At 41.7% G+C, this 21,057-nt stretch carries 19 protein-coding genes; 8 read left to right on the top strand and 11 right to left on the bottom strand.

Annotated elements, in window-relative coordinates; all coding sequences use genetic code 11:
- Positions 1-8: 8 nt before the first annotated feature.
- The 5 genes from NG55_RS12280 to NG55_RS12265 all read right to left on the bottom strand — a co-directional run bounded on the left by NG55_RS12280 (position 9) and on the right by NG55_RS12265 (position 5,028).
- Positions 9-1,136, bottom strand: a complete 1,128-nt coding sequence (locus tag NG55_RS12280) for a helix-turn-helix transcriptional regulator (protein WP_065343412.1) — start codon at positions 1,134-1,136, stop codon at positions 9-11.
- Between the two features lie 202 nt (positions 1,137-1,338).
- A complete protein-coding gene (locus tag NG55_RS21015) occupies positions 1,339-1,500 on the bottom strand; it encodes a hypothetical protein (RefSeq protein WP_171257970.1) in 162 nt (53 codons plus the stop codon).
- 95 nt (positions 1,501-1,595) lie between these two features.
- A complete protein-coding gene (locus tag NG55_RS12275) occupies positions 1,596-2,597 on the bottom strand; it encodes an SUMF1/EgtB/PvdO family nonheme iron enzyme (protein WP_065343411.1) in 1,002 nt (333 codons plus the stop codon).
- Entirely contained in the window at positions 2,594-4,276 is a 1,683-nt protein-coding gene (locus tag NG55_RS12270; RefSeq protein ID WP_065343410.1) for an arylsulfatase, read from the bottom strand. Before NG55_RS12270 ends, NG55_RS12275 begins: the two co-directional genes overlap by 4 nt.
- 134 nt (positions 4,277-4,410) lie before the next feature.
- Entirely contained in the window at positions 4,411-5,028 is a 618-nt protein-coding gene (locus NG55_RS12265; RefSeq protein ID WP_016541241.1) for a rhomboid family intramembrane serine protease, read from the bottom strand.
- A 153-nt stretch (positions 5,029-5,181) separates the two neighbouring features.
- On the opposite strand from NG55_RS12265, the gene nfuA reads away from it, so the two are divergent.
- A complete protein-coding gene (nfuA, locus tag NG55_RS12260) occupies positions 5,182-5,820 on the top strand; it encodes a Fe-S biogenesis protein NfuA (RefSeq protein ID WP_004652044.1) in 639 nt (212 codons plus the stop codon).
- Between the two features lie 224 nt (positions 5,821-6,044).
- Positions 6,045-8,054 carry a ligand-gated channel protein gene (locus tag NG55_RS12255; protein ID WP_016660213.1) on the top strand — a complete coding sequence of 670 codons (2,010 nt, stop codon included), beginning with the start codon at positions 6,045-6,047 and terminating at the stop codon, positions 8,052-8,054.
- Between the two features lie 32 nt (positions 8,055-8,086).
- Here the strand turns inward: NG55_RS12255 and NG55_RS12250 are convergent, their stop codons facing one another.
- Together NG55_RS12250 and NG55_RS12245 are read right to left on the bottom strand one after the other, a co-directional pair.
- A complete protein-coding gene (locus NG55_RS12250) occupies positions 8,087-9,091 on the bottom strand; it encodes a hypothetical protein (RefSeq protein WP_065343409.1) in 1,005 nt (334 codons plus the stop codon).
- A 24-nt stretch (positions 9,092-9,115) separates the two neighbouring features.
- Positions 9,116-10,132: an alpha/beta fold hydrolase gene (locus NG55_RS12245; protein ID WP_016541244.1), complete on the bottom strand. Its 1,017-nt coding sequence runs from the start codon at positions 10,130-10,132 to the stop codon at positions 9,116-9,118.
- Positions 10,133-10,365: 233 nt separating this feature from the next.
- On the opposite strand from NG55_RS12245, the gene NG55_RS12240 reads away from it, so the two are divergent.
- Together NG55_RS12240 and aac(6')-I are read left to right on the top strand one after the other, a co-directional pair.
- Positions 10,366-10,980 carry a carbonic anhydrase gene (locus NG55_RS12240; protein WP_004652048.1) on the top strand — a complete coding sequence of 205 codons (615 nt, stop codon included), beginning with the start codon at positions 10,366-10,368 and terminating at the stop codon, positions 10,978-10,980.
- A gap of 100 nt (positions 10,981-11,080) precedes the next feature.
- Positions 11,081-11,521: an AAC(6')-Ighjkrstuvwx family aminoglycoside N-acetyltransferase gene (gene aac(6')-I, locus NG55_RS12235; protein ID WP_065343408.1), complete on the top strand. Its 441-nt coding sequence runs from the start codon at positions 11,081-11,083 to the stop codon at positions 11,519-11,521.
- Between the two features lie 25 nt (positions 11,522-11,546).
- On the opposite strand, the gene NG55_RS12230 is transcribed toward aac(6')-I, so the two are convergent.
- Positions 11,547-12,176, bottom strand: a complete 630-nt coding sequence (locus NG55_RS12230) for an arylesterase (protein ID WP_065343407.1) — start codon at positions 12,174-12,176, stop codon at positions 11,547-11,549.
- A gap of 36 nt (positions 12,177-12,212) precedes the next feature.
- On the opposite strand from NG55_RS12230, the gene NG55_RS12225 reads away from it, so the two are divergent.
- Both NG55_RS12225 and NG55_RS12220 read left to right on the top strand, forming a co-directional pair.
- Positions 12,213-12,917 (top strand): ABC transporter ATP-binding protein, encoded by a 705-nt coding sequence (locus tag NG55_RS12225; protein WP_065343406.1) that lies wholly within the window; start codon positions 12,213-12,215, stop codon positions 12,915-12,917.
- Positions 12,914-15,397, top strand: coding sequence for an ABC transporter permease (locus NG55_RS12220; protein WP_065343405.1), 2,484 nt, complete (start codon positions 12,914-12,916; stop codon positions 15,395-15,397). Before NG55_RS12225 ends, NG55_RS12220 begins: the two co-directional genes overlap by 4 nt.
- On the opposite strand, the gene NG55_RS12215 is transcribed toward NG55_RS12220, so the two are convergent.
- Positions 15,394-16,200, bottom strand: coding sequence for a rhomboid family intramembrane serine protease (locus NG55_RS12215; RefSeq protein ID WP_065343404.1), 807 nt, complete (start codon positions 16,198-16,200; stop codon positions 15,394-15,396). The genes NG55_RS12220 and NG55_RS12215 overlap by 4 nt on opposite strands.
- Before the next feature lie 72 nt (positions 16,201-16,272).
- On the opposite strand from NG55_RS12215, the gene mtgA reads away from it, so the two are divergent.
- Positions 16,273-16,947: a monofunctional biosynthetic peptidoglycan transglycosylase gene (mtgA, locus tag NG55_RS12210; protein ID WP_016541250.1), complete on the top strand. Its 675-nt coding sequence runs from the start codon at positions 16,273-16,275 to the stop codon at positions 16,945-16,947.
- A 112-nt stretch (positions 16,948-17,059) separates the two neighbouring features.
- Positions 17,060-19,138 (top strand): polyphosphate kinase 1, encoded by a 2,079-nt coding sequence (ppk1, locus tag NG55_RS12205; protein WP_016541251.1) that lies wholly within the window; start codon positions 17,060-17,062, stop codon positions 19,136-19,138.
- Between the two features lie 47 nt (positions 19,139-19,185).
- On the opposite strand, the gene NG55_RS12200 is transcribed toward ppk1, so the two are convergent.
- Entirely contained in the window at positions 19,186-20,229 is a 1,044-nt protein-coding gene (locus tag NG55_RS12200; protein ID WP_065343403.1) for an NAD(P)H-dependent flavin oxidoreductase, read from the bottom strand.
- Positions 20,230-20,344: 115 nt separating this feature from the next.
- Positions 20,345-21,046 carry a VIT1/CCC1 transporter family protein gene (locus tag NG55_RS12195; RefSeq protein WP_065343402.1) on the bottom strand — a complete coding sequence of 234 codons (702 nt, stop codon included), beginning with the start codon at positions 21,044-21,046 and terminating at the stop codon, positions 20,345-20,347.
- Positions 21,047-21,057 lie beyond the last annotated feature (11 nt).

The following is a 21,057-nucleotide window of genomic DNA, read 5'->3' as shown; positions in this document are numbered from 1 at the left end:
TACAATGTTTATAAAATCTGCATCAACAATTGAATCAATTCAGTTTGTCGATGGGTTTTGGTTTTTTTGAAAATCGCTTGCAGATGCTTCTTCACGGTATCGGCCTGAATTTCATGTGAAAGCGCAATTTCTTTGGTGGTTTTTCCTTCTAGAAGTTGCTCACATATTTTATGTTCAACAGGCGTAAACATAAACAGCTGGGTACAGATGTCTTTTTGATATTTTGGCTTCTGTTTTAATCCAGAGAAGGTTGCAAGTAAGACTGGACGAAGGCCAAAAATCTTATGGGTTTTTTCTGGGCTGAGTAAATCTAGTGTTAAGAATAAGTGTTGATCCAACAGCATGATTTTGGAACGTTTATGATTCGTCTGCTCTGGATTGTTTTTATAATGACGCTCCAATTCAATCAGGTTTTGATCAAACTGAATTTGCTTATCTTCATTAAAAATAAATCGGCGTTGTTGGATTTGGATCTGTGCATTATTTTTCAGTAACTGCTCAGCTTCATTATTAATTTCTAATATATCCCCATTCAGATTAATAATTGCAATCGGTTGATTCATTTTCTGAATCAACTGCGAGCCCAGCAAGGTCATGGTTGAATATTCAAAATGATGACGATACTGCTGAATTTTTTGTTGTACGATGGGCAAAATGTCATGAATTGGCTGAAGTTCAGAACAACTTAAAGCACCGCGTTCAGGATTAGTGAGAAAGGCCAGTAACACACAGACTTTTTGATCGTAAATAATCTGAATGGCTGAACAAAAACGTAGATCGAGCGGTTGTAACACGCGTTGATAGACCTGGGTTTGGGTTATTTCCTGTTCTTGAAAATGTTGTGCACAATGCATCCATCCACTCATCGGTGCGATGAGCATTTTTTTTAGACGTGGATCGTCATCAATATCTAAACGAATTTGGGTAAGTGCCGCTTGTTCGAGTTGATGTGTATCAAGATTGACGCCGTGATGCACGCTAAATGAAAGGGCTTGGACTTCAAGGTCCACAGCCAACAGTTGCGAAGCTTGTACATTCAAATAGTGATTTAATTGCTCTAGAAAAAAGATCCAATCATCTGCATGTTGAACTTTATTCAAGATGTCCATAACAGTGCGATGCTGGGTCAAATTCATCTAAGAATCCCATCGAAATAAATAGAATATATTCCATATAGTCTATATGGGTTTTTAATAAATGAAATTACTAAATGAAAAAAAATGTGATTTTTTATGCAATTATCTGACAGAAAGGTGTTTAGTGTTAAATCATGGATAAGATAAACAGTGAGGCGTATAACTCTGCCTAAACTCAATAGGAGTTTAAGCAGAGAAGAATTTAGCAGCGTCCTTTTTTAGCCTGTCCTGGGGGACAAAAATCACCACGTCCATCATGATGGTTGTCTGGATCAACAATCACACTGCCATGAGGGGTATGCACAGCACAGGCGGATAAACCCAATGTCAGTAAAGTGCTGAAGCAAAGTAGTATTATTTTCATCATTACATCCTATTGTTATTGCTTTCCCTTCTACTGTAAATCGAGCAGTAGGTTTCAGCTAGCAGAACGATGCAGCTTTTTAACAGAGATTTGTATCATTTGGTTGTGCGTAAAACGGTTCTAAATCCGACATGCGTTGCGGCCAAATCAAATTCTTGTGGATAGCGGCTGCTATTCCGATAACGGGCGCAAAAGTTGGAAGCGCATAAAAAAGAGCCACCTTTAAGGACATACTGCGTTGTGGCGGTGTCTTGCTGACGGAGTTCAGTATAATTGCCCATATGTTGATCATGTGCGCCATGATAAACAGAGGAGGTCCATTCCCAGACGTTGCCAATCATATCGAAGAGTTTAAAGGCATTGGCAGGATAACAGCCGACAGGTGCGACATTTTGAAAATGATCTTCAACCGTATTGTTGAAAGGAAATTCCCCTTGCCAGTAATTGGCCTGTGGATGTTGATGCGCATCCTGTGGCGCTTGGTGTAAAGGCGTATCTGTTTTAGAACCTGCTTTGGCTGCATATTCCCATTCTTGTTCTGTGGGTAAATCTCGACCCAACCAAACGGCATAGTGCTCGGCATCATTTTTAGTGACATAGCGAACTGGCTCAGAGGGTGATGGGGGCTGACCAGCTACACCATTTGGCGTTTTCCATGTGTAATCTGCTTTCAGTTGCCACCATTGTTTGGGGTTATTCGCATCAGGCGAAAATACTGCCGCCTGCTTTTGTTTTTCAGCATCAGTGATATAGCCTGTCGCTTTGATGAAACTGGAAAACTGAGCCACAGTGACTTCGGTTTGATCGATCCAAAAACCTTTGACCTGACGTTGAGATTTTCCAAAATTCAGCTCATCAGGGTAGGCCAAATTTGATCCCAATTGAAATGAACCTTCAGGAACCCACACCATCCCCGCAGTTTGACTCTTTTGCCATGCCTCAGGTAAACCCGAATACTGTTGGCATTGTGGTAATGAACCCAATTGCGCCACTATCGTGTTATCTAGAGGGGAGAGGTTTGTATCGGGTTTAACTTTACTGCAGCCTGCCACAAAGGACAGGCTACTCAGTGAAATAAATAAACTAATCCATTTCATTTAAGGAAATATTCCTTGACCCCATTTTGCTGGGTGTATTGGTTATAGACATCGACAAGCTCTTGTAACTTGGCAGGATTGTCTTGAGCGAGATTCTGGGTTTCACCACGATCATTTTTCAGGTTATACAGTTCCCAAGACCCAGTCCCAAGTTCTGATTTGCCTTGTAGTGCAATTTTCCAGTCTCCTTGGCGCGCGTATTTACTGCCATGTAATTCGTCGGCAAAATTAAAGTTGGCTGGACGAATGGCTTGGGTTTTATTTTCGAGTACAGATTTCCAAGAGTAACCACTTGGCGTATTGATTTGACGACCTTTGTATTGACCTTGTGGGATGGCAATATTGGCATAGTCGAGTACGGTTGGGAACACATCTAAGACTGAGGCAAAACCATGATGCGTGGCTTGAGCCTTGGTTTGGTATGGCAGTTTCACAATGGCAGGTGCGGTGGTTGCACCTTCACCCGCAGTGTCTTTCCAGAGGTGGAAGGGCGCAGCACTGACCTCCGCCCAACGGGGGCCGACATAATGATATGAACTCGACGTACCGACATTATTGACGCTGTTATCAAAACCTGATTCAGCTCCATAATTGCCACGGATAAAGCCTTCAGCACCATTATCTGAGACAAAGAAAATTAAAGTGTTGTCATATAAGTTATTGCGTTTTAGATATTGAATCACACGACCAATATTGGCATCCAGATTTTCGACCATGCCTGCATAGATTTCCATTCTGCGGGCTTCCAGCGCTTTTTGCTCAGTTGAAAGTTCATTCCACTTGCCATATTTTTGCGGTGCATTTGGTGTGGCGATTGGTTCAGCTGCTTTAAAGTTTGCTGGAATTAATCCGAGTTGTTTTTGACGGGCAATCCGAGCATCGCGAATCACATCATAGCCTGCATCATAAACACCACGATAACGATCACGATATTCAGCAGGTGCCTGTAAGGGCCAATGGGGCGCTGTATACGCTGCATAGGCAAAGAATGGCTTGCCTGAGTTCTTACCTGACTCTAAATAACTGATCAGTTTATCTGTGAAGTAGTTGGTAGAGAAGAAATCATCAGGTAAGGATGAAATCGGAACTTGTTTGCCGTCTTCGGTATACGTTGCATTACGCTTATAGGCACTCGGTGCTTGTTTAAAATGTAGGTCTAAGCCTTGCAATAGCGTAAATGAATGATCAAAACCTTTGGCTTGTGCGTTGGTTGCATTGGTTAAGCCTAAGTGCCATTTGCCACTGATATAGGTTCGATAGCCATTGTCTTTGAGGACTTCAGCAATAGAGAGTGAACGCTCATTTAAATAGCCCTCATAACCAGGTTGGCCTCTTAAATGCTCTGGTGTAAGTTCCGCCATTGCCCCAATTCCTGCTAAATGATGGTCAGTACCTGAAATCAATTGTGAACGTGTTGGTGAGCAGGTTGGTGCGGTATGATAATCCGTTAAAATACGACCTGCTCGGGTCAGTTCATCAATATTGGGGGTATGAATTTCACCACCAAACGCCCCTAAGTCTGAATAGCCTAAGTCATCGGCCATGATGAATAAAATATTGGGTTGTTTTTTGGTTTCAACCACAGTGTTGGAATTATCGGAATTATTATCACTGCAAGCTGAAATTGACAGACTAAATAATGCAATTGAAAGTGTGCTCAGGAGGCTGTTACGAGACATGAGAGTCGACTTAATTTTATAGAAGAATTAGGGCGAGTTTAGAGAGATGATTTTTATGATAAAAATAATTAAAATTTGATTATTAATCTAAAAAAAAGAAAAGCCCCAATACAGGAGCTTATTTCTAAGATGATTTAAAATGGGATTTTGCTGAGTTGATTCAAGAAATGTGGAATGACCCGTGGCTCTAAAATGATAGTGACCACTACACCATAAGCGGCACCCCAGAGATGCGCGCTGTGATTAATATTACTATTGCCACGTTTGCCCGACCAAATGCTGTAAGCCACATACAAAATCGCAAAAATAATCGCAGGAACAGGGATAAAGAACACGAAGATCAAGTTCCAAGGTTGGAACAGGATATAAGCAAACAAGACTGCTGAAACTGCACCAGAAGCCCCTAAGCTCGCCCATCGTGCATCGTGGCGATGTTTTAAATAGCTCGGTAAAATGGCAACAATTAGTCCGCCCAAATAGAACAAAACAAAGCCCATGTCATAGAAAAACTGACGATAGAAGCTTTCAATGATATTGCCAAAGAAAAACAGCGTAATCATATTGAACAGGAGGTGCATACCATCGGCATGGATAAAGCCATGCGTGATAAAACGATCATATTGTCCACGTTGCATGGCCGGAGGCCAGAAAATTAAACGGTTCATCACCGCCTGATTGGAGAAGGCCAATAAGGATATTGCAACGGTAATAATGATCAGAGTCACAGTGTGACCAAAGGGTAGATGTAACATATAGGTTTTAAATTGATCAGTGTCTAAGCAATAATGCCATTAAAAACTTAATAAACAATGATCTTGCATAGAATTCCTACAAAAATGGTTGATTTTTTTTTATTACCCTCCATCTTCGGTTAATATAACGACATCAGCTTGAGGATTATTGTTATGTCGACTGAGAACACCAACACTGCTGTCGCAGAAGAAATTCCAAACCTTTTAATTACTCCCTCTGCACAAGAGTATTTAGGTGATTTATTAGCAAAGCAGAATACCCCAGGAATTGGCGTTCGTGTTTTTGTAGAGCATCCAGGTACTCCACGTGCTGAATGTTGTATGGCATATAGCGCACCTGAAGAAGTGGTGCCAACGGACTATAAACAGGACTATCCTAATTTTCCTGCTTATGTTGATGCGCCATCAATTCCGTATTTGGTTGATGCGGTGATTGACTACAATAAAGACCGTTTTGGTGGGCAATTAACATTCCGTGCACCAAACTCAAAAGTACCACGTGTCGGCCCAGATGCTTCAATTGAAGAGCGTATTACTTATGTATTGCAATCTGAAATTAATCCAGGTCTTGAAGGGCATGGCGGTAACTGTAGTTTGGTAGAAGTCAATAATGATCCAGAACACGGTCTTACTGCTGTATTGAAATTCGGTGGTGGTTGCCAAGGTTGTTCTGCGATTGATGTCACCTTGAAGCAAGGTGTAGAAACCACCTTAAGACAGCATGTGCCTGAGTTGCAACGTGTGGTGGATCAAACCGATCATACACAAGCAGAAGGCGCTTATTTCAAATAATTGCTGGAAAGTTAACGTAATAAAAAAAGTCCTTTTAAGGACTTTTTTTATTGTTTAATCAAAACCAAGATAAATTTTCTTTATTTCATAAATGGATGTATTCTAAAAATAATGAATATATAAATAATAATAATTATCATTTTTATTGAGTTTTATTTAATTTTTGTTAGAATTCTCATGAATTTTTAAGCAAATCTTAAGATTTTTCTGAATCGGGTGAAAATATGTCTAATACGATCGTGCGTCAATCACTCCTCACAATTTCTGTGTTGAGTAGTATGATGGCAGTTGCACATGCAGCAGAAACTCAAACCAATAAAGATGCGGTGCAATTAGACAAGATCGTTGTCACTGCAAGTGGATTTGAACAAGATATAAAAAAAGCAGCGGCTTCGATTTCGGTATTGACACAAGAACAAATTAATAAAAAAGCATATCGTGATGTGACGGATGCACTTAAAGATGTGCCAGGGGTGGTGGTCACAGGTGGGGGCAGCTCAAGCGATATCAGTATCCGTGGTATGAGCAGCGCTTATACAGTGATTTTGGTAAATGGGAAGAAAGTAAACTCGCGCTCAGTGCGTCCAAATAGTGATAATTCAGGGATTGAACAGGGCTGGTTACCGAATATTGGGGCGATTGAGCGTATTGAAGTCATTCGTGGGCCGATGTCTGGTTTATATGGTTCAGATGCAATGGGTGGTGTGATTAATATCATTACCAAGAAAAATGTAACTGAATGGACTGGCTCATTGAAGCTTGATACCACATTACAAGAAAATTCAGATTCAGGTAATCAATATCAAACCAATGCATATATTGCAGGTCCGTTGATTGCCAATCTCTTGTCTTTTAAAGCCAATGGTTTGTATTCTCAGCGTGATGAAGATGAAATTTATGGTGGATATAAGAAACAGAAAATTCGTGCGGGTGGGGCAGCATTTAGCCTGACACCAAACGATGACCATACAATTGAACTAGAATATCAACGTTCAATTCAAAACCGAAATGCGACTGTTGGTAAAAGTATTTCACCAGTACAAACGGGACGAAACCCGCCAGCAAATTCACTGACTGATTATTACCGTACCGAATATAGCTTAACGCATCAAGGTAAGATTGGTGCTGTGGAAACTCACTCTTATATTCAACGTGAAGAGAATGAAAATCCATCCCGTAATATGGAAGCAACGAATACGACATTTAATACCCTCAATAAAATTAATTTTGATCGGAACAGCCTGAGCTTTGGTGGATCATATTTAAAAGAAGAATTAGATGATAAAGGCAACCAGTTAAGCGTGGGTGGGGCAAAGCCAATTTCGAGTCTTGAGCGCTATAGCTGGGCTTTATTTGCTGAAAATGCTTGGAACATTGTCGATGATTTCACCTTAACAACATCATTGCGTTTAGATAAAGATGAAAATTTTGGTGATCACTGGAGCCCTAAAGTCTATGGTGTCTGGGGACTCAATGATAATTGGGTGATTAAAGGGGGTGTTTCTACAGGCTATAAAACACCGACACTGCGAGAAACTGTGGCAACATGGGGACAGGCAACGGGTGGTAGTCAAAGCAATGGTGTGATTGTAGGAAACCCAGACTTAAAACCAGAGAAAAGTGTGAACTATGAGGTTTCTTTCAATTGGGATAACTTAGATAATCTCAATGCTGGTTTGACACTCTTCAATAGTGAATTTAAAGACAAAATCACAGAGATCCGTGATTGTGACAAAGGTGCAGGTTCAGCTGGCTGTGATTGGTTGGGTGAAAAATTTGATTTTGTGAGCTTGAAGGAAAACGTGGATAAAGCCAATATGCGTGGTGCGGAAGCAACCTTTGGCTGGAAAGTACTCCCGAATGTGAATTTGAGTGCGAACTATACCTTTACGGATACCGAACAAAAGAGTGGCGTGAATAAAGGCAAGCCTTTAAATGAAATGCCTAAGCATATGTTTAATACCACTGCTGACTGGGAAATAAATGACCAGTTCTCAAGCTGGGGCCGTGTTAACTATCGTAGTAAAACTTCAGACTACTTAAGCCGTACCGCAATGGCGAAAGGTAAACCTGCATATACGATGGTGGATGTTGGGGTTAATTATAAGCCAACACAAAATATCGCAGTGGCAGCAGGGATCTATAATTTGTTTGATAAAAAGATTGATACAGCAACCTACAATTATGTCTTAGATGGTCGCCGTTACAATCTTGGTGTGACCTATAGCTTCTAAATAATCGAAGTGAAGGATAGGGCTATAAAGCCTTATCCTTCTGATTTTATAATTTTAAGAACTTGATCAGAATAATAAAATTTCTCTAAATACGTGCGGGCACGCTGTCTTAAATAACCTGTTGTAATGACTTGCTGTAAAACTGGGCTGAGCAAATGGCTCAGTTCATTTTCAACCAATTCTTCATCAATATTCAGGTCACGTAGTAACAGGTCAAAAGTGCGTTCCTGATTACGGGCATACCATGCATAGACGCCATCATGTACTTGCTGTTTTAGGTAAGGCGTTTGACGGATATGCTCCCAAATTTCATGTCCCATGCCCACGGTCTTAGGCAAATCTTGTACTTCGACATAATGACGCAAAACCGATAAAGGCATGACTTTAATTTTATGCCAGAGGTTGGCCTGAAAATGATAAAGCTTGTCATCATTAAAATGTTGATTTAATACTTTTTCACTCATTTGACTGATTTTTAGAATGTTCTTTTGTAGATAGTGGTTAATCGTGTCATTCAAGTTGGAATCGGTCACTGTTTCTAAAACCGATTTTCCCATTTTCATAAAATGTCCAACCCCAGGAACACGTTTTGACATGGAATTATCCAGATAATCTTGGATTGAGTGCTGAATCAGTTGGGTAATCAATGCAGAAAAAGCAGGGTTGTTGACCACTGTTTTAATCAAACGCTGTCGATGGCCGCTTTTGCTTGCTACATATTGTGCAATCGAGTCAATGGTCAGAACAGGAATGACTTGTTCAATCGTGGTTTGATCATTGATTGGATGAATCAGGGCAAAACGAATATGTTCCGCAATTTGTTCGATTAAAAATGGACTGGCTGGTGTGGCCAAAATCTGCTTGTCAATCAGCTCAAAGATTTGTTCAAACGACCAAAGATGCTGTAATTGTTGTAAGCGCAACCAATGATAGAACTGTTTAAACTCGTATTGAATCGTTTCTGCTTGTGCAAACTCCTGCTCTAGAAAATCAAGTTGTGCATCAATCAGTTGTTCTATCATGGGTTGTTTCGACATAAAATCTCAAATCGCTAATTAAATTTAGGGTGAAGGTGCTGCTGCAGGCTTTTGTGCCTGAATCTTACTGAGGAAAGGTAGATATTGCTGTACCACCAATTGATCTGCTTCCAAGATTGGCATATGTCCAACATTGTCCAAGATCACAGGCGCTTGCGCATTTTTCAGCAGTGATTTTAACTCAGGTGCAACTTCAACATTGATAATTTTATCTTGTTTACCCCATAAAATTAGGGTGGGTGCATCAATTGAGCGTGCTAATAAGGCAAATGAATCAGGTGTGTAGAGTTTATTCAAGGCAATGATTTGATCCACCATCTTTTGAGTTTGCTCAATCTGACCAATCATCATTTTCTCTTGCGCTTGTGCAATTTCCTTAGGAATGAAGGGTGGTGTATGCATGGCTTGTTGCATCAAGAAATTAAAGTCTCCTTTTTTGCTCACAATCATGTTTCTTACTTGGGTTGGATCTTTGAGATAAGGCGTGGTAGCAGATTTATATACCCCAGCCGCATCAATCAAGAACAGGCTCTTGGTTTCAAACGGATATTGACCTGCATACAGCATCGCAATTGAACCACCCAGTGAATGGCCTGCCACATGGGCTGGACCAGTGAGGTTTGCCGCTTCGACAAAACGACGTAGTTTTTCAGTCACGTTGGGAACTGAATAATCAAAATCTTTCGGTACCTGCGTTTCACCACTGGCAGGCAAGTCAGGGATGACCACATGGTAGTTTGCTGTTAAGGCACGTGCGACACGGTTCCAGTTATCGCGACTGCCTGCTAAACCATGAATTAAAATCACAATCGGTTTGCCTGCTTGCCCGCCCTCACTATAGGACCAAGTGATATCACCTACTTTTAGGGTTTTACTTTGTAAGCCTGCCCAAGCACGTTCTTGTTGCAGTAGGTTTTGGAAACTCATTTCAATTTCCGCAGCCTGTGTGGTGCTGATTGCAACTGTAGTCAAACTGCATGCCAGTAAAGCTGCAGTGAGTGTCCTACGAAAGGGCATTGCAAATTGGTTTTTTGTATTCATTGTTCTGTCCTTGATCTATTTTTACGCCCATTGATTATTGGGGAAAGTGCTAAAGGAGTCATTTGCATAATCTACAGCTGTATGGAAATTCTTGCCAATGAAATCATCAATTTTCCATTATTTTCCTGATTAAAACATTAGCAGACCGACTGAGAGTTTTTATTTTTGTCAGTGACTTTCAAACAGGCGCACATTACACTATTTGCTCATGTCAACCATAGATGGATTTAAGCATGCTCACTGCTCAAGAAGCCCTAGAACGTTTAAAAGCTGGTAATGCTCGTTTTGTAAAGGGAGAGGCAGTTCAACAAAAATTATTGTCTCACCAAGAACGTGCCGAAATGGCAAGTGAACAAAATCCTTTTGCAATTGTTTTAGGTTGTTCTGATTCCCGAGTCCCTGCGGAAATGGTGTTTGACCAAGGTTTAGGTGACTTGTTCGTGATTCGTGTAGCCGGCAATATTGTTGCGCCATCACAGGTGGGGAGTGTTGAGTTTGCAGCAGAACGTTATGATTGTGCTGTCGTAGTGGTGCTAGGGCATAGTCACTGTGGTGCGATTCAAGCGACGATTGATACCTTGATGAATCCACAGCAACCGCCATCGTCAAATTTGATGTCGATTGTTAATCGGGTACGTCCTTCGGTTGAAATCTTAATGCAAACAGATTTAAAAAATGATTTGAAAAAACTGTCAGCTCATGCGGTTCGTTCCAATGTATTTGCTTCAGTGAATCAATTACGTCATGGTTCAGCGGTATTGGAAAGTCTGATTGAGAAAGGCAAAATGATTGTGGTCGGAGCAGAATATTCACTGGAAACAGGTGAAGTCAGTTTCTTCGATTTTTAAAGCAGATGGCGAGTTGAGAGACTCGCCATTATTTTAGCATTCATACTTTATATTCTTTATTGATAAAATTTAGGTGTTTCAATCAAAGCGTAGTTCCACTATGAATATTATGCCGATATCTGAATCACAATTATCAGATTGGCTGGCATTAAGACGTTTGCTCTGGCCTGATCATGAAGAAGCGCATTTACAGGAAATGCGCCAACTGATCACACAGGCACATTGCTTACAATTATTGGCTTATACCGACACCCAACAAGCAATTGCCATGTTGGAAGCTTCAATTCGGTATGAATATGTGAATGGCACACAAACATCGCCTGTGGCTTTTTTGGAAGGGATTTATGTATTGCCTGAATATCGCCGTTCAGGTATCGCAACGGGGTTGGTTCAACAAGTAGAAATTTGGGCGAAACAGTTTGCATGTACAGAGTTTGCTTCGGATGCAGCGTTGGATAATCAGATCAGCCACGCCATGCATCGAGCACTCGGTTTTCATGAAACTGAACGTGTGGTGTATTTTAAGAAAAATATCGGCTAAGCGGCTTTAGCGACTCAACTGGTACTTATAAGGCGCTTTTGATATAGGGATAAGCCACATTCAGCATAATTGGTTGCGCTTTGGCATTGGGATGAATCTGGTCATTCTGAATTAAGTTTTTATGCCCAGCCACGCCTTCAAGGAAGAACGGCAAGAGTTTTACTTTATATTGCTGACTTACAATTTTGTAATTATTTTCAAAAGCTGTGCTATAGGCGGTCCCATAATTCGGTGGTATTTTCATACCAAACAGTAAAACATTGGCGTTCTGTTTTTGGCTCAGTTGTACCAATTGAGCGAGATTCTTTTGAATCATTTGTGGTGGTTGGCCACGTAGACCATCATTGCCGCCAAGCTCAATCACCACAATTTCAGGCTTATAGGTTTGTAATAACTTCGGAAGTCTTGCTAAGGCACCACTGGTGGTTTCACCGCTGACACTTGCATTGACCACTTTGTGTTGTTTCGGATACTGTTGGTCTAGGCGTTGTTGTAATAATTGCACCCAACCTTGCTTTACATCGATGCCATAACCTGCGCTCAGGCTATCACCCAAAATTAAAATAGTCTTTGCTGATACCAATGTTGGGATCAAGCCAATGGCGATGATTCCAACTGCTTTTGATAGTGACCAGATAACTTTAGATTTTTGCATCGTATTTCAAATTTGTCCTAAAGGATACGTGACATCATGCCACAACCGATTATCTCTGCCCAAAAAGTTACACAAAACATTCAAATCAATCAGCAAAGTCTGAGCATTTTAAAAGACATAGATTTAGACATCTATCAAGGTGAACAGATTGCCATTACTGGCCGTTCGGGCTCGGGGAAATCAACACTATTAGGTATTCTTGCGACATTGGATCGACCAAGTCTGGGGGAATTATGGGTCTGTGGAGAAGCCGTTCATAAGCTTACTGAAGAACAACGTGCCCGTGTCCGTTTAGAAAATATTGGTTTTGTCTTTCAATCTTTTCAGTTGTTGCCGCAGTTAAGTGCCTTGGAAAATGTGATGTTGCCGTTGCGGCTACAGCCAGATTTTAATTTCAAACAAGCTGAACAAAAAGCATTAGTATGGTTGGAACGGGTTGGACTGATTCGACAAGCACAGCAAACGCCGAAAGTGCTTTCAGGTGGAGAGCAGCAACGTGTTGCAATTGCACGAGCTTTGATTGCCGAGCCGAAAATCATTTTTGCCGATGAACCCACAGGCAATCTGGATGGGCAAACTGCGGAAGAGGTTGAACAACTATTATTTGATTTAAATAAAGAACTCGGCACCACATTAGTCTTGGTCACCCATGATCAAAACTTGGCTTCATTGTGCCAACGCCACGTCAAACTCGCCGATGGTCAAATTCAGGAAATCGTCAAGTTGCAGGAGGGGGTATGAGTTCAGTCCTGAAACCCTTACTGTTACAAAGTTTTCGTACTGGGGGCTTATATCTACTGATTATAGCCTTGTCTTTGGCAATCAGTGCAACCACGGCGCTCAAGTTTAGTAATACCCAAGTCCAAAATGCGGTGGCATTACAGGCTGCCGAAATGTTGGGTGGTGATTTAGTCTTATCAGACAAGGACCCTATTCAGCCGAATTGGCTGCAACAGGCAGATGAACTGAAGTTAAAGCATGCTCCTGTGACGGTCTTTAGCTCGATGGCACATACCCAAGATCAGTTTGTGATGGTCAATGTCAAAGCTGTAGATGGACATTTCCCATTGCGTGGTCAGTTGGTGATTCAACCCAAAGCACAGGCGATAAAAGCAGGAGAAGTCTGGTTAAGTCAGCGTGCCATGGATTTATTACATGCCAAGCTGGGTGAACCACTGGCAATTGCCGATGCTCAGTTTAAAGTCACGGGCATAATCGAGCGTGATTCTAATCAAGAGACAGGTTTTTCAGGTTTCTCTCCGACAGTGATTATTCACCAAGCTGATATTGCCAAGACCAATGCAATTCAAGTTGGAAGTCGAATTGAATATCGACTGCTACTTGCAGGAGAACCTGAGTCAATCAAGGCCTATAAAAAGATTTTTAAACAATCTCAAAAAAATGAACAAGACACCGAACAGCAGGCAGATCAACAATTTGAAGGCGAGCAAAGTTCACTGAAACTTAGAGATGCCAGTCAATCCAATACCCGCTTAATGAAACCAATTGAAAATCTGGATACCTTCTTGCAGCTGGCTAATCTATTGACCATTTTACTTTGCGGTATTGCGATTGCCTTAACCAGTCAACGTTATGTCCAACAAAACCAAGATCATATTGCTTTGATGCGATGCTTGGGTGCCAGTAAGCGACAAATTTTATTGGCCTATATTGCCTTGCTTGGAATCGTCAGTGCTTTGTCGATTGTGTTAGGGAGTCTGATTGGGGTTGCTTTGGGTTATGGTTTATTGCAACTGATGCTGCAATTGATTCCACAACTGCAATTGAGTTTCGCAGTCATCGATCTACTTTATGCCTTGCCGATTGCGATTTTTACCAGTGTGATGGTGTTGATTGGTTTTATTTTGCCAAGCATTTGGGAATTATTAAACACACCTCCGATTCGGGTGATTCGCCAACAGGAGCGTTCACGCAAGTCTTATGTGGCAATGTTTGCGATTGGTATTGTCAGCTTGGTTCTGTTTAGTTTGGTGCTGAGTGATAACCTCCAGTTGAGCTTGTTGGTACTCAGTGCAATCTTACTACTTTGCACAATGATGTATGCTGTGATTTGGCTGTTCCTCAAGGCGATTAAACAACTGAAACATCCTCTCGCGGCTTATGTGCGGATTCCACATCAAACTGCTTTGCAGATCACCGCACTGGCTTTAGGCCTGAGCTTGATTACGGTATTGAGTGTATTGAGAACGGATCTATTGCAACGCTGGCAACAGCAATTGCCTGTGGGTACGCCAAACCAATTTGTCTATGGTTTACCGCCATTTGATATGCCTCAGTTTAAGCAACAGATTGAGCAAAATAATTGGCAATCCACGCCACTGTATCCCAATATTCGTGGGCGATTGGTTGCTAAAAACGGTCATGCCTTTGCACCTGAGTTGGTTAAGCAAAACAATTCATTACGCCGTGAGCTCAATCTGACTCAAGCCAGTCTTTATCCTAAAGACAATGTGATTACTCAAGGCGGTGCTCATTTTAGCAAAGCAGGACAAGTGTCGGTTGAGGAAAAAACTGCACATGAGCTTGGCATTCAAATTGGGGATCAACTCAGTTTTAGCCTGCCTGAAGGTAGCTTAGAAGCCACAGTGGTGAATTTGCGTAGCGTCGAATGGGAAAGCTTTAGTCCGAATTTTTTCTTCATCTTCTCACCAGAAACGATGGATGAAAACGCGGGCAGTTATTTAGGCAGCTTTTATTTGCCACCTGCTGATCAGCCGAAAATGGTGCAATTGATTCAGCAATTTTCCAATACGGTATTTATTGATGTCGGACGGATTCTGGATGAAATTAAACGCTTGGTGAATGTACTGGTACAGATTGTCACAGTACTGGCTGCCTTAGTTGGTTTCTCGGGTATATTGGTACTGATCGCATGTTTAAATGTGCTGATGGATGAGCGTCGTAAAGAAGTTGCGTTGCTACGTTCATTTGGCGTTGCCAAGAATAAGCTCAAACGGATGCTCAGTCTTGAGATTGGTTTTATTGGATTATTGTCAGGTGTGGTGGCGTGTTTATTTGCAGAAGTGATTAGTGCGATTGCTAGTCACAGGATGCAAATGGCCGTGCAATGGCATCCTGAGATTTGGTTGATCTTACCGCTGAGTATGATGATTATTTGTACTTTAATTGGTCGTTATCGCCTGAGTTATTTATGCGATATTCCACCCTTACAAAGCCTAAGAGAAATGAATCAGTCTTAAAAACTTAATTGGTTTTGGTGCAGGATTTCATGCCATAAAGGATTAAGTCCTGTGCTTAACACCGTGCAATACCAATAAAATGCAGCAAGTAGGAGCAGTCCAACCCCTATGGCGATCATTTGGAATAGGCCTTTATTTTGTACTTTTTGACTGAAATACCACATCGAGGCTAACAAAGCTCCCATGATCATACCGCCAATATGTGCAGCATTATTAATGCCTGAAACAGTAAAACCAAAGACTAAGTTAATCCCCATGATTATCAGTAATGATTTCTTATCAAGCCAGAAACGTTGCTGTGGCAAGGGCGGAAATAAGGATACGACCGTCAGTGCTGCACCAAGACCCATGACAGCACCTGATGCACCGGCACTAATCCGTGGCAGGAGGTTTGGATCAAAGTGTTGCAACAATTCATAGCCATCACGAATGCTTAAATAGCTTGATAATACACTGCCCATTAAACCGGCTAGAAAATACAGACCAATATAGTAGCTTCGACCAAATAGCTGTTCGGCCACACTGCCGAAAATATACAGAGCCCACATATTTAACATTAAATGAATCATGCCAAAATGAAAAAACATGTTGCTGAATAAGCGCTCAGGTTCAGCTGTAAAGGTGAGTGGGGTAAAATCTGCACCCCAAGCAATTGCATCTACAGGGGTAGGGTCGGTAATATTCACCCCTGAAAGAATCTGCCAGCCAAATAATCCGACATTGACTGCAATCAATAGCGCAGTAAACCACCATGTTTGTATTTGCAATTTTTGATTAATTTGTGGTGGAGTCGTTTCAGTCATGTGTTTACGCTAGTTATTGATATAAAAAATAGCTTAGCATGAATTAGTTGCACGATGGAGTGATGCACTTTAATGAAAGCCTTTTTAGCACGCGCAGTAATGTTGATTATCGGCGTCATTCTACTGATTCAATTATGGATCTTTGGTAGTCTGGTCTGGTGGCGTACCCATCCTGTTGAAACCACAATGTTTATGCGGGCAGACTATTTAACCGATTTTAAGCCAATCAAACAAGAATGGCGTGACTATGACAATATTAGTGATAATTTCAAGCGTGCCATTTTAGCGGGTGAAGATGCCAAGTTTATCCATCATCATGGTTTTGATTGGGCGGGGATTCAATTTGCATTGGAACGCAATAGTGAAAAAGGGGAGTTGGTTGCAGGCGGTTCAACGGTTTCGCAACAACTGGCAAAAAACCTTTTTCTTTATAACAAACGTTCGTTTATTCGTAAGGGGCAAGAAGCCATTGCCACATGGATGATGGAACGAATGTGGTCAAAACGCCGCATTTTAGAAGTGTATATGAATTCGGTTGAATTTGGTCAGAATATCTATGGGGTCGAGGCAGCGGCACAATTTTATTATGGCAAAAGTTCAAAAAGTTTAAGTCGAGAACAAGCCGCATTCTTGGCGGCATTACTGCCTAATCCGAAGTATTATCAAGACAATCGCAACGATCGCAAGCTGCAATTTCGCAAACGAGTGATTTTGAAATATATGAATGCGATACAAATTCCAGAATAATTAAATAAATTTTAAAAAAGCCCAATATTTTTGGGCTTTTTTACCAAATTGACATAATTTTGCAGCATACTTAAATCATCACTTGATGAATGATAATGCGACAAGGTTCGGTATGAATACTGCAGTGACGACAACAGCGCCCATAGAATATAGTTACAACGACCGTTATATTAATCGTGAACTTTCGATTCTCGATTTCCATCTTCGTGTACTTGAACAGGCCGTCGATCCACTTCACCCACTGTTAGAACGGATGAATTTCCTTCTGATTTTTTCACGTAACTTAGATGAGTTCTTTGAAATTCGTGTTGCAGGGGTAATGGAGCAACTGACCTTAGGCAATGAAAGCCGTACGCCAGATGGGTTAACACCTAAACAGGTTTTAGATCAAATTTCAAAAACGACACATGCTGCGATTGAACGCCAATATCGTATTTTAAATGAACAAATTTTGCCAAAATTGCGTGAAGAAGATATTTGCTTTTTACGCCGTGGAGAACTAACGCCGGCCCAATCGGCATGGATCAAGAAATATTTCCAAGAACAAGTTGCACCTGTACTGACTCCGATTAGCCTCGATCCTGCACATCCATTCCCACGCTTAGTGAATAAAAGCTTAAACTTTATTGTAACCTTGGAAGGCAAGGATGCGTTTGGTCGTCAGATTGATCTCGCTGTTGTCCCAGCACCACGTTCATTGCCTCGTGTGGTACGTTTACCTGATGAACTCACCGATGGCAAAGAACATCATGTGATGCTTTCAGCGATCATTCATGAACATGTCTCTGATTTGTTCCCTGGCATGACTGCAACTGGCTGTTATCAGTTCCGTGTCACGCGTAATGCCGACTTAGCCCTGAATGAAGATGTCGAAGATTTGGCCAAAGCGCTCAAAGGTGAATTAAGTTCACGCCGTTTTGGTCGTGCTGTACGTCTGGAAGTGACACATAACTGTCCAAAGCATATTTATGAATATTTGTTGGATGAGTTTGATTTAAACGAAGAACAACTTTATCGCGTTGATGGGCCAGTGAACTTGGCACGTTTGTTATCGAACTTTAAGCGCCCGCATTTACGTTATGACTCGCATACCCCTGTGATTCCAAAAGCATTTAAAAAGTCGGAAAGTATTTTTGCGGCAATGCAAAAGCAGGACATTTTATTGCACCATCCATTTGAGTCGTTTGCGCCTGTGATTCAACTGTTGCGTGAAGCGGCACGTGATCCACAAGTGTTAGCAATTAAGCAAACGCTTTACCGCAGTGGTGCAGATTCAGAAATTGTGCAAGTCCTTGCCGAAGCAGCACGAAATGGGAAAGAAGTGACAGCCGTCATTGAACTACGTGCTCGTTTTGATGAAGAATCCAATATTGAAGTGGCTAACGTTTTGCAAGAAGCGGGTGCTGTGGTGGTGTATGGCATCGTAGGTTATAAAACTCATGCCAAAATGATTCTGGTAGTGCGTCGCGAAAATAATAAATTGGTGCGTTATGTACATTTGGGGACGGGTAACTATCATGCCACCAATGCACGGATCTATACTGACTATGGTTTGATGACCACAGACAAAGACCTGTGCGAAGACGTACATCGTATTTTTCAAGAATTAACTGGTATGGGGAAAATGGCGAAGCCGAAAAAGCTACTCCATGCACCTTTCACTTTGCATGCACAATTGATCAATTATATTGATGACGAAATTGCCAATGCCAAAGAAGGCCGACCTGCGCAAATTATTATTAAAGTTAATGCCTTAACTGAAGTTCAGTTGATTAATAAATTGTATGAAGCATCGCAAGCTGGTGTTCAGGTCGACCTGATTATTCGTTCTATTTGCTGCCTACGCCCAGGTTTGCCAAATTTATCTGAAAATATTCGTGTACGTTCGATTGTTGGACGGTTCTTGGAACATACTCGCGTTTACTATTTCAGTAATAATGGCAATCCACGCATTTACGGTTCGAGTGCGGACTGGATGGATCGTAATTTATTCAACCGTGTTGAAGCTTGTTTTCCAATTGAAGATCCAGCATTGAAAAAGCGGATCTACCAACTCGGTTTATTGAATTATCTCAAAGATAATCAGCAAGCATGGCTATTACAAGGCGATGGTGTTTGGGATCGTGCACGACCTGTGGAAGGTGAAGAGCCACATAATGCACAACATACCTTATTAGAAGCGATCAAGTAAGATCATAAAAAACCGACCTACTAAAGGTCGGTTTTTTATGGCAGGGTTTAGTTGGATTTCATTTCTAAGACCAGTTGATTGACGAGATCTACGGCTTCTAATTCTCGGATTTGCGCTACATTACTCCCTGCCCAAAAGGCACCATAGCTAAAATCATGCTGTCCGCCAGCAATGCTCATGAGTTGTTTGGCAAGGTCATAGGTATAAGGGTAGGCTGGTACTTTCGGGCGTTGAGGGCTGTCAATCTGGGTATGCCAAGTCCCGAGTAAACCACGTGCTGGACGACCAGACAGACTTGCACTGATTTGAGTAATTGGTTGGCTAAACAAAGCTTTGCGATAGGCCGCATTGGCACTGGAACTTTTGCATTGAACAAAGGCTGTACCCAATTGTACCGCCACAGCACCGAGTTTTAGCATGGCTCTGGCTTGTTCGCCATTCATAATTCCACCCGCTGCAACCACAGGCGTGTTGCAATGTTTTACGAGCAGTTGTACTAAATCAGCGGTCTTGATGGCTGCATCAAATTGTTGATTGAAAATACCTCGATGCCCTCCTGCCTCAATCCCTTGTGCAATAATGATATCAATGCCCGCAGCTTCAATCGCTTGCGCCTCAATTAAATTGGTGGCAGATACCATGGTTATGATGCCAGCTTGTTTCAAGGCTTGGATTTGATGTGGATGGGGGATACCAAAATGAAAACTCACGGCTTTGGGACGTGTTTCAAGCAGCACATTGAGAAAGTCATCATTATCTAAAAAACTGGGATAAATACAATTGAGTTGAGTCGGTGCTTGTGCAGCAAACTTTTCAAATTGTGGACGAATGTAGTCAATCCATTGTTGCGCTGTTTCCTGATTCAATGACTCGGATTGATGGCAAAAGAAGTTCACTTGAAATGGATGATCTGTGAGTTCTTGAGTTTTTAAGATTTGTGCTTTGGCGGCTTCAGGGGTATTGGCTCCAAGTCCTAAAGAGCCCAAACCGCCTTGGTTAGAGACCTCAGCTGCAAGTTCAGGCGTGGAAACACCCGCCATCGGCGCAAGTAAAATCGGGTGTTTTATTTCTAATAATTCTAAAATTGACATGCTGCAATACTCATTCCCTTTTCAGTCACCATAACGTAAAAACAAAAAGGCTTGCAAATAATAATCGCTATTTAATTATTGAATATAGACAGTATTTTCAAATCTAAAAGGAATGCTAAAGCGGCGTGACATTAAACAGAGAACCGACCCAACTGGAAAAGGCCATAGCGAGCATGCCCCATAAAGTAATGCGTAAACTGCCTTTGAGCATGGAGGTACGGGCAAAATAGCTGGATAAGGCACCTAATAAAGCCAGAGAAATCACCCCTGTGATCAGTACAGAACCTGCGACCCATGAACTAGGGCTCAGTAAAATCACCAACATCGGTAAGGCTGCACCGCATGAAAATGATGCTGCGGATGAAAGTGCCGCTTGAACAGGATTGGCAGCGGTATTTTCATGAATCCCGATTTCATCTCGTGCATGTGCACCGAGGGCATCGTGTTCAGTCAGTTGTTTGGCAACTTCTTCGGCAAGTGCTGGATTTAGGCCACGTGAAATGTAAATTTGCGTCAGTTCTTTTAGTTCGGCATGTGGATTTTTTTCCAGTTCCTTGGCTTCAAAGCGCAGATCAGATTTTTCGATATCTTCCTGTGATTTAACCGAGATGTATTCACCCGCCGCCATTGAGGTCGCACCTGAGATGAGACCTGCAATACAGGTAATCAATAAGGTATGTGAACTGGCACCGCTGGCAGCCATACCCATAATTAAACTGGTGACGGAAATAATGCCATCATTGGCACCTAAAACAGCGGCTCTTAGCCAGCCTGAACGTTGGATTACGTGCGGTTCTGCATGTTGGGAGTAGGACATAATCTTGCTCT

This window comes from Acinetobacter gyllenbergii (assembly GCF_001682515.1).
Lineage (GTDB): Bacteria > Pseudomonadota > Gammaproteobacteria > Pseudomonadales > Moraxellaceae > Acinetobacter > Acinetobacter gyllenbergii.
The sequence above is the reverse complement of the archived record's forward strand: the minus strand, read 5'-3'. Positions and strand labels throughout refer to the sequence as shown.

What these genes read in the sequence shown, in the direction of transcription:
- NG55_RS12280 (WP_065343412.1), bottom strand. Translation starts at nt 1,136, where the DNA reads ATGAATTTGACCCAGCATCGCACTGTTATGGACATCTTGAATAAAGTT.
- NG55_RS21015 (WP_171257970.1), bottom strand. Translation starts at nt 1,500, where the DNA reads ATGAAAATAATACTACTTTGCTTCAGCACTTTACTGACATTGGGTTTA.
- NG55_RS12275 (WP_065343411.1), bottom strand. Translation starts at nt 2,597, where the DNA reads ATGAAATGGATTAGTTTATTTATTTCACTGAGTAGCCTGTCCTTTGTG.
- NG55_RS12270 (WP_065343410.1), bottom strand. Translation starts at nt 4,276, where the DNA reads ATGTCTCGTAACAGCCTCCTGAGCACACTTTCAATTGCATTATTTAGT.
- NG55_RS12265 (WP_016541241.1), bottom strand. Translation starts at nt 5,028, where the DNA reads ATGTTACATCTACCCTTTGGTCACACTGTGACTCTGATCATTATTACC.
- nfuA (WP_004652044.1), top strand. Translation starts at nt 5,182, where the DNA reads ATGTCGACTGAGAACACCAACACTGCTGTCGCAGAAGAAATTCCAAAC.
- NG55_RS12255 (WP_016660213.1), top strand. Translation starts at nt 6,045, where the DNA reads ATGTCTAATACGATCGTGCGTCAATCACTCCTCACAATTTCTGTGTTG.
- NG55_RS12250 (WP_065343409.1), bottom strand. Translation starts at nt 9,091, where the DNA reads ATGTCGAAACAACCCATGATAGAACAACTGATTGATGCACAACTTGAT.
- NG55_RS12245 (WP_016541244.1), bottom strand. Translation starts at nt 10,132, where the DNA reads ATGAATACAAAAAACCAATTTGCAATGCCCTTTCGTAGGACACTCACT.
- NG55_RS12240 (WP_004652048.1), top strand. Translation starts at nt 10,366, where the DNA reads ATGCTCACTGCTCAAGAAGCCCTAGAACGTTTAAAAGCTGGTAATGCT.
- NG55_RS12230 (WP_065343407.1), bottom strand. Translation starts at nt 12,176, where the DNA reads ATGCAAAAATCTAAAGTTATCTGGTCACTATCAAAAGCAGTTGGAATC.
- NG55_RS12225 (WP_065343406.1), top strand. Translation starts at nt 12,213, where the DNA reads ATGCCACAACCGATTATCTCTGCCCAAAAAGTTACACAAAACATTCAA.
- NG55_RS12220 (WP_065343405.1), top strand. Translation starts at nt 12,914, where the DNA reads ATGAGTTCAGTCCTGAAACCCTTACTGTTACAAAGTTTTCGTACTGGG.
- NG55_RS12215 (WP_065343404.1), bottom strand. Translation starts at nt 16,200, where the DNA reads ATGACTGAAACGACTCCACCACAAATTAATCAAAAATTGCAAATACAA.
- mtgA (WP_016541250.1), top strand. Translation starts at nt 16,273, where the DNA reads ATGAAAGCCTTTTTAGCACGCGCAGTAATGTTGATTATCGGCGTCATT.
- ppk1 (WP_016541251.1), top strand. Translation starts at nt 17,060, where the DNA reads ATGAATACTGCAGTGACGACAACAGCGCCCATAGAATATAGTTACAAC.
- NG55_RS12200 (WP_065343403.1), bottom strand. Translation starts at nt 20,229, where the DNA reads ATGTCAATTTTAGAATTATTAGAAATAAAACACCCGATTTTACTTGCG.
- NG55_RS12195 (WP_065343402.1), bottom strand. Translation starts at nt 21,046, where the DNA reads ATGTCCTACTCCCAACATGCAGAACCGCACGTAATCCAACGTTCAGGC.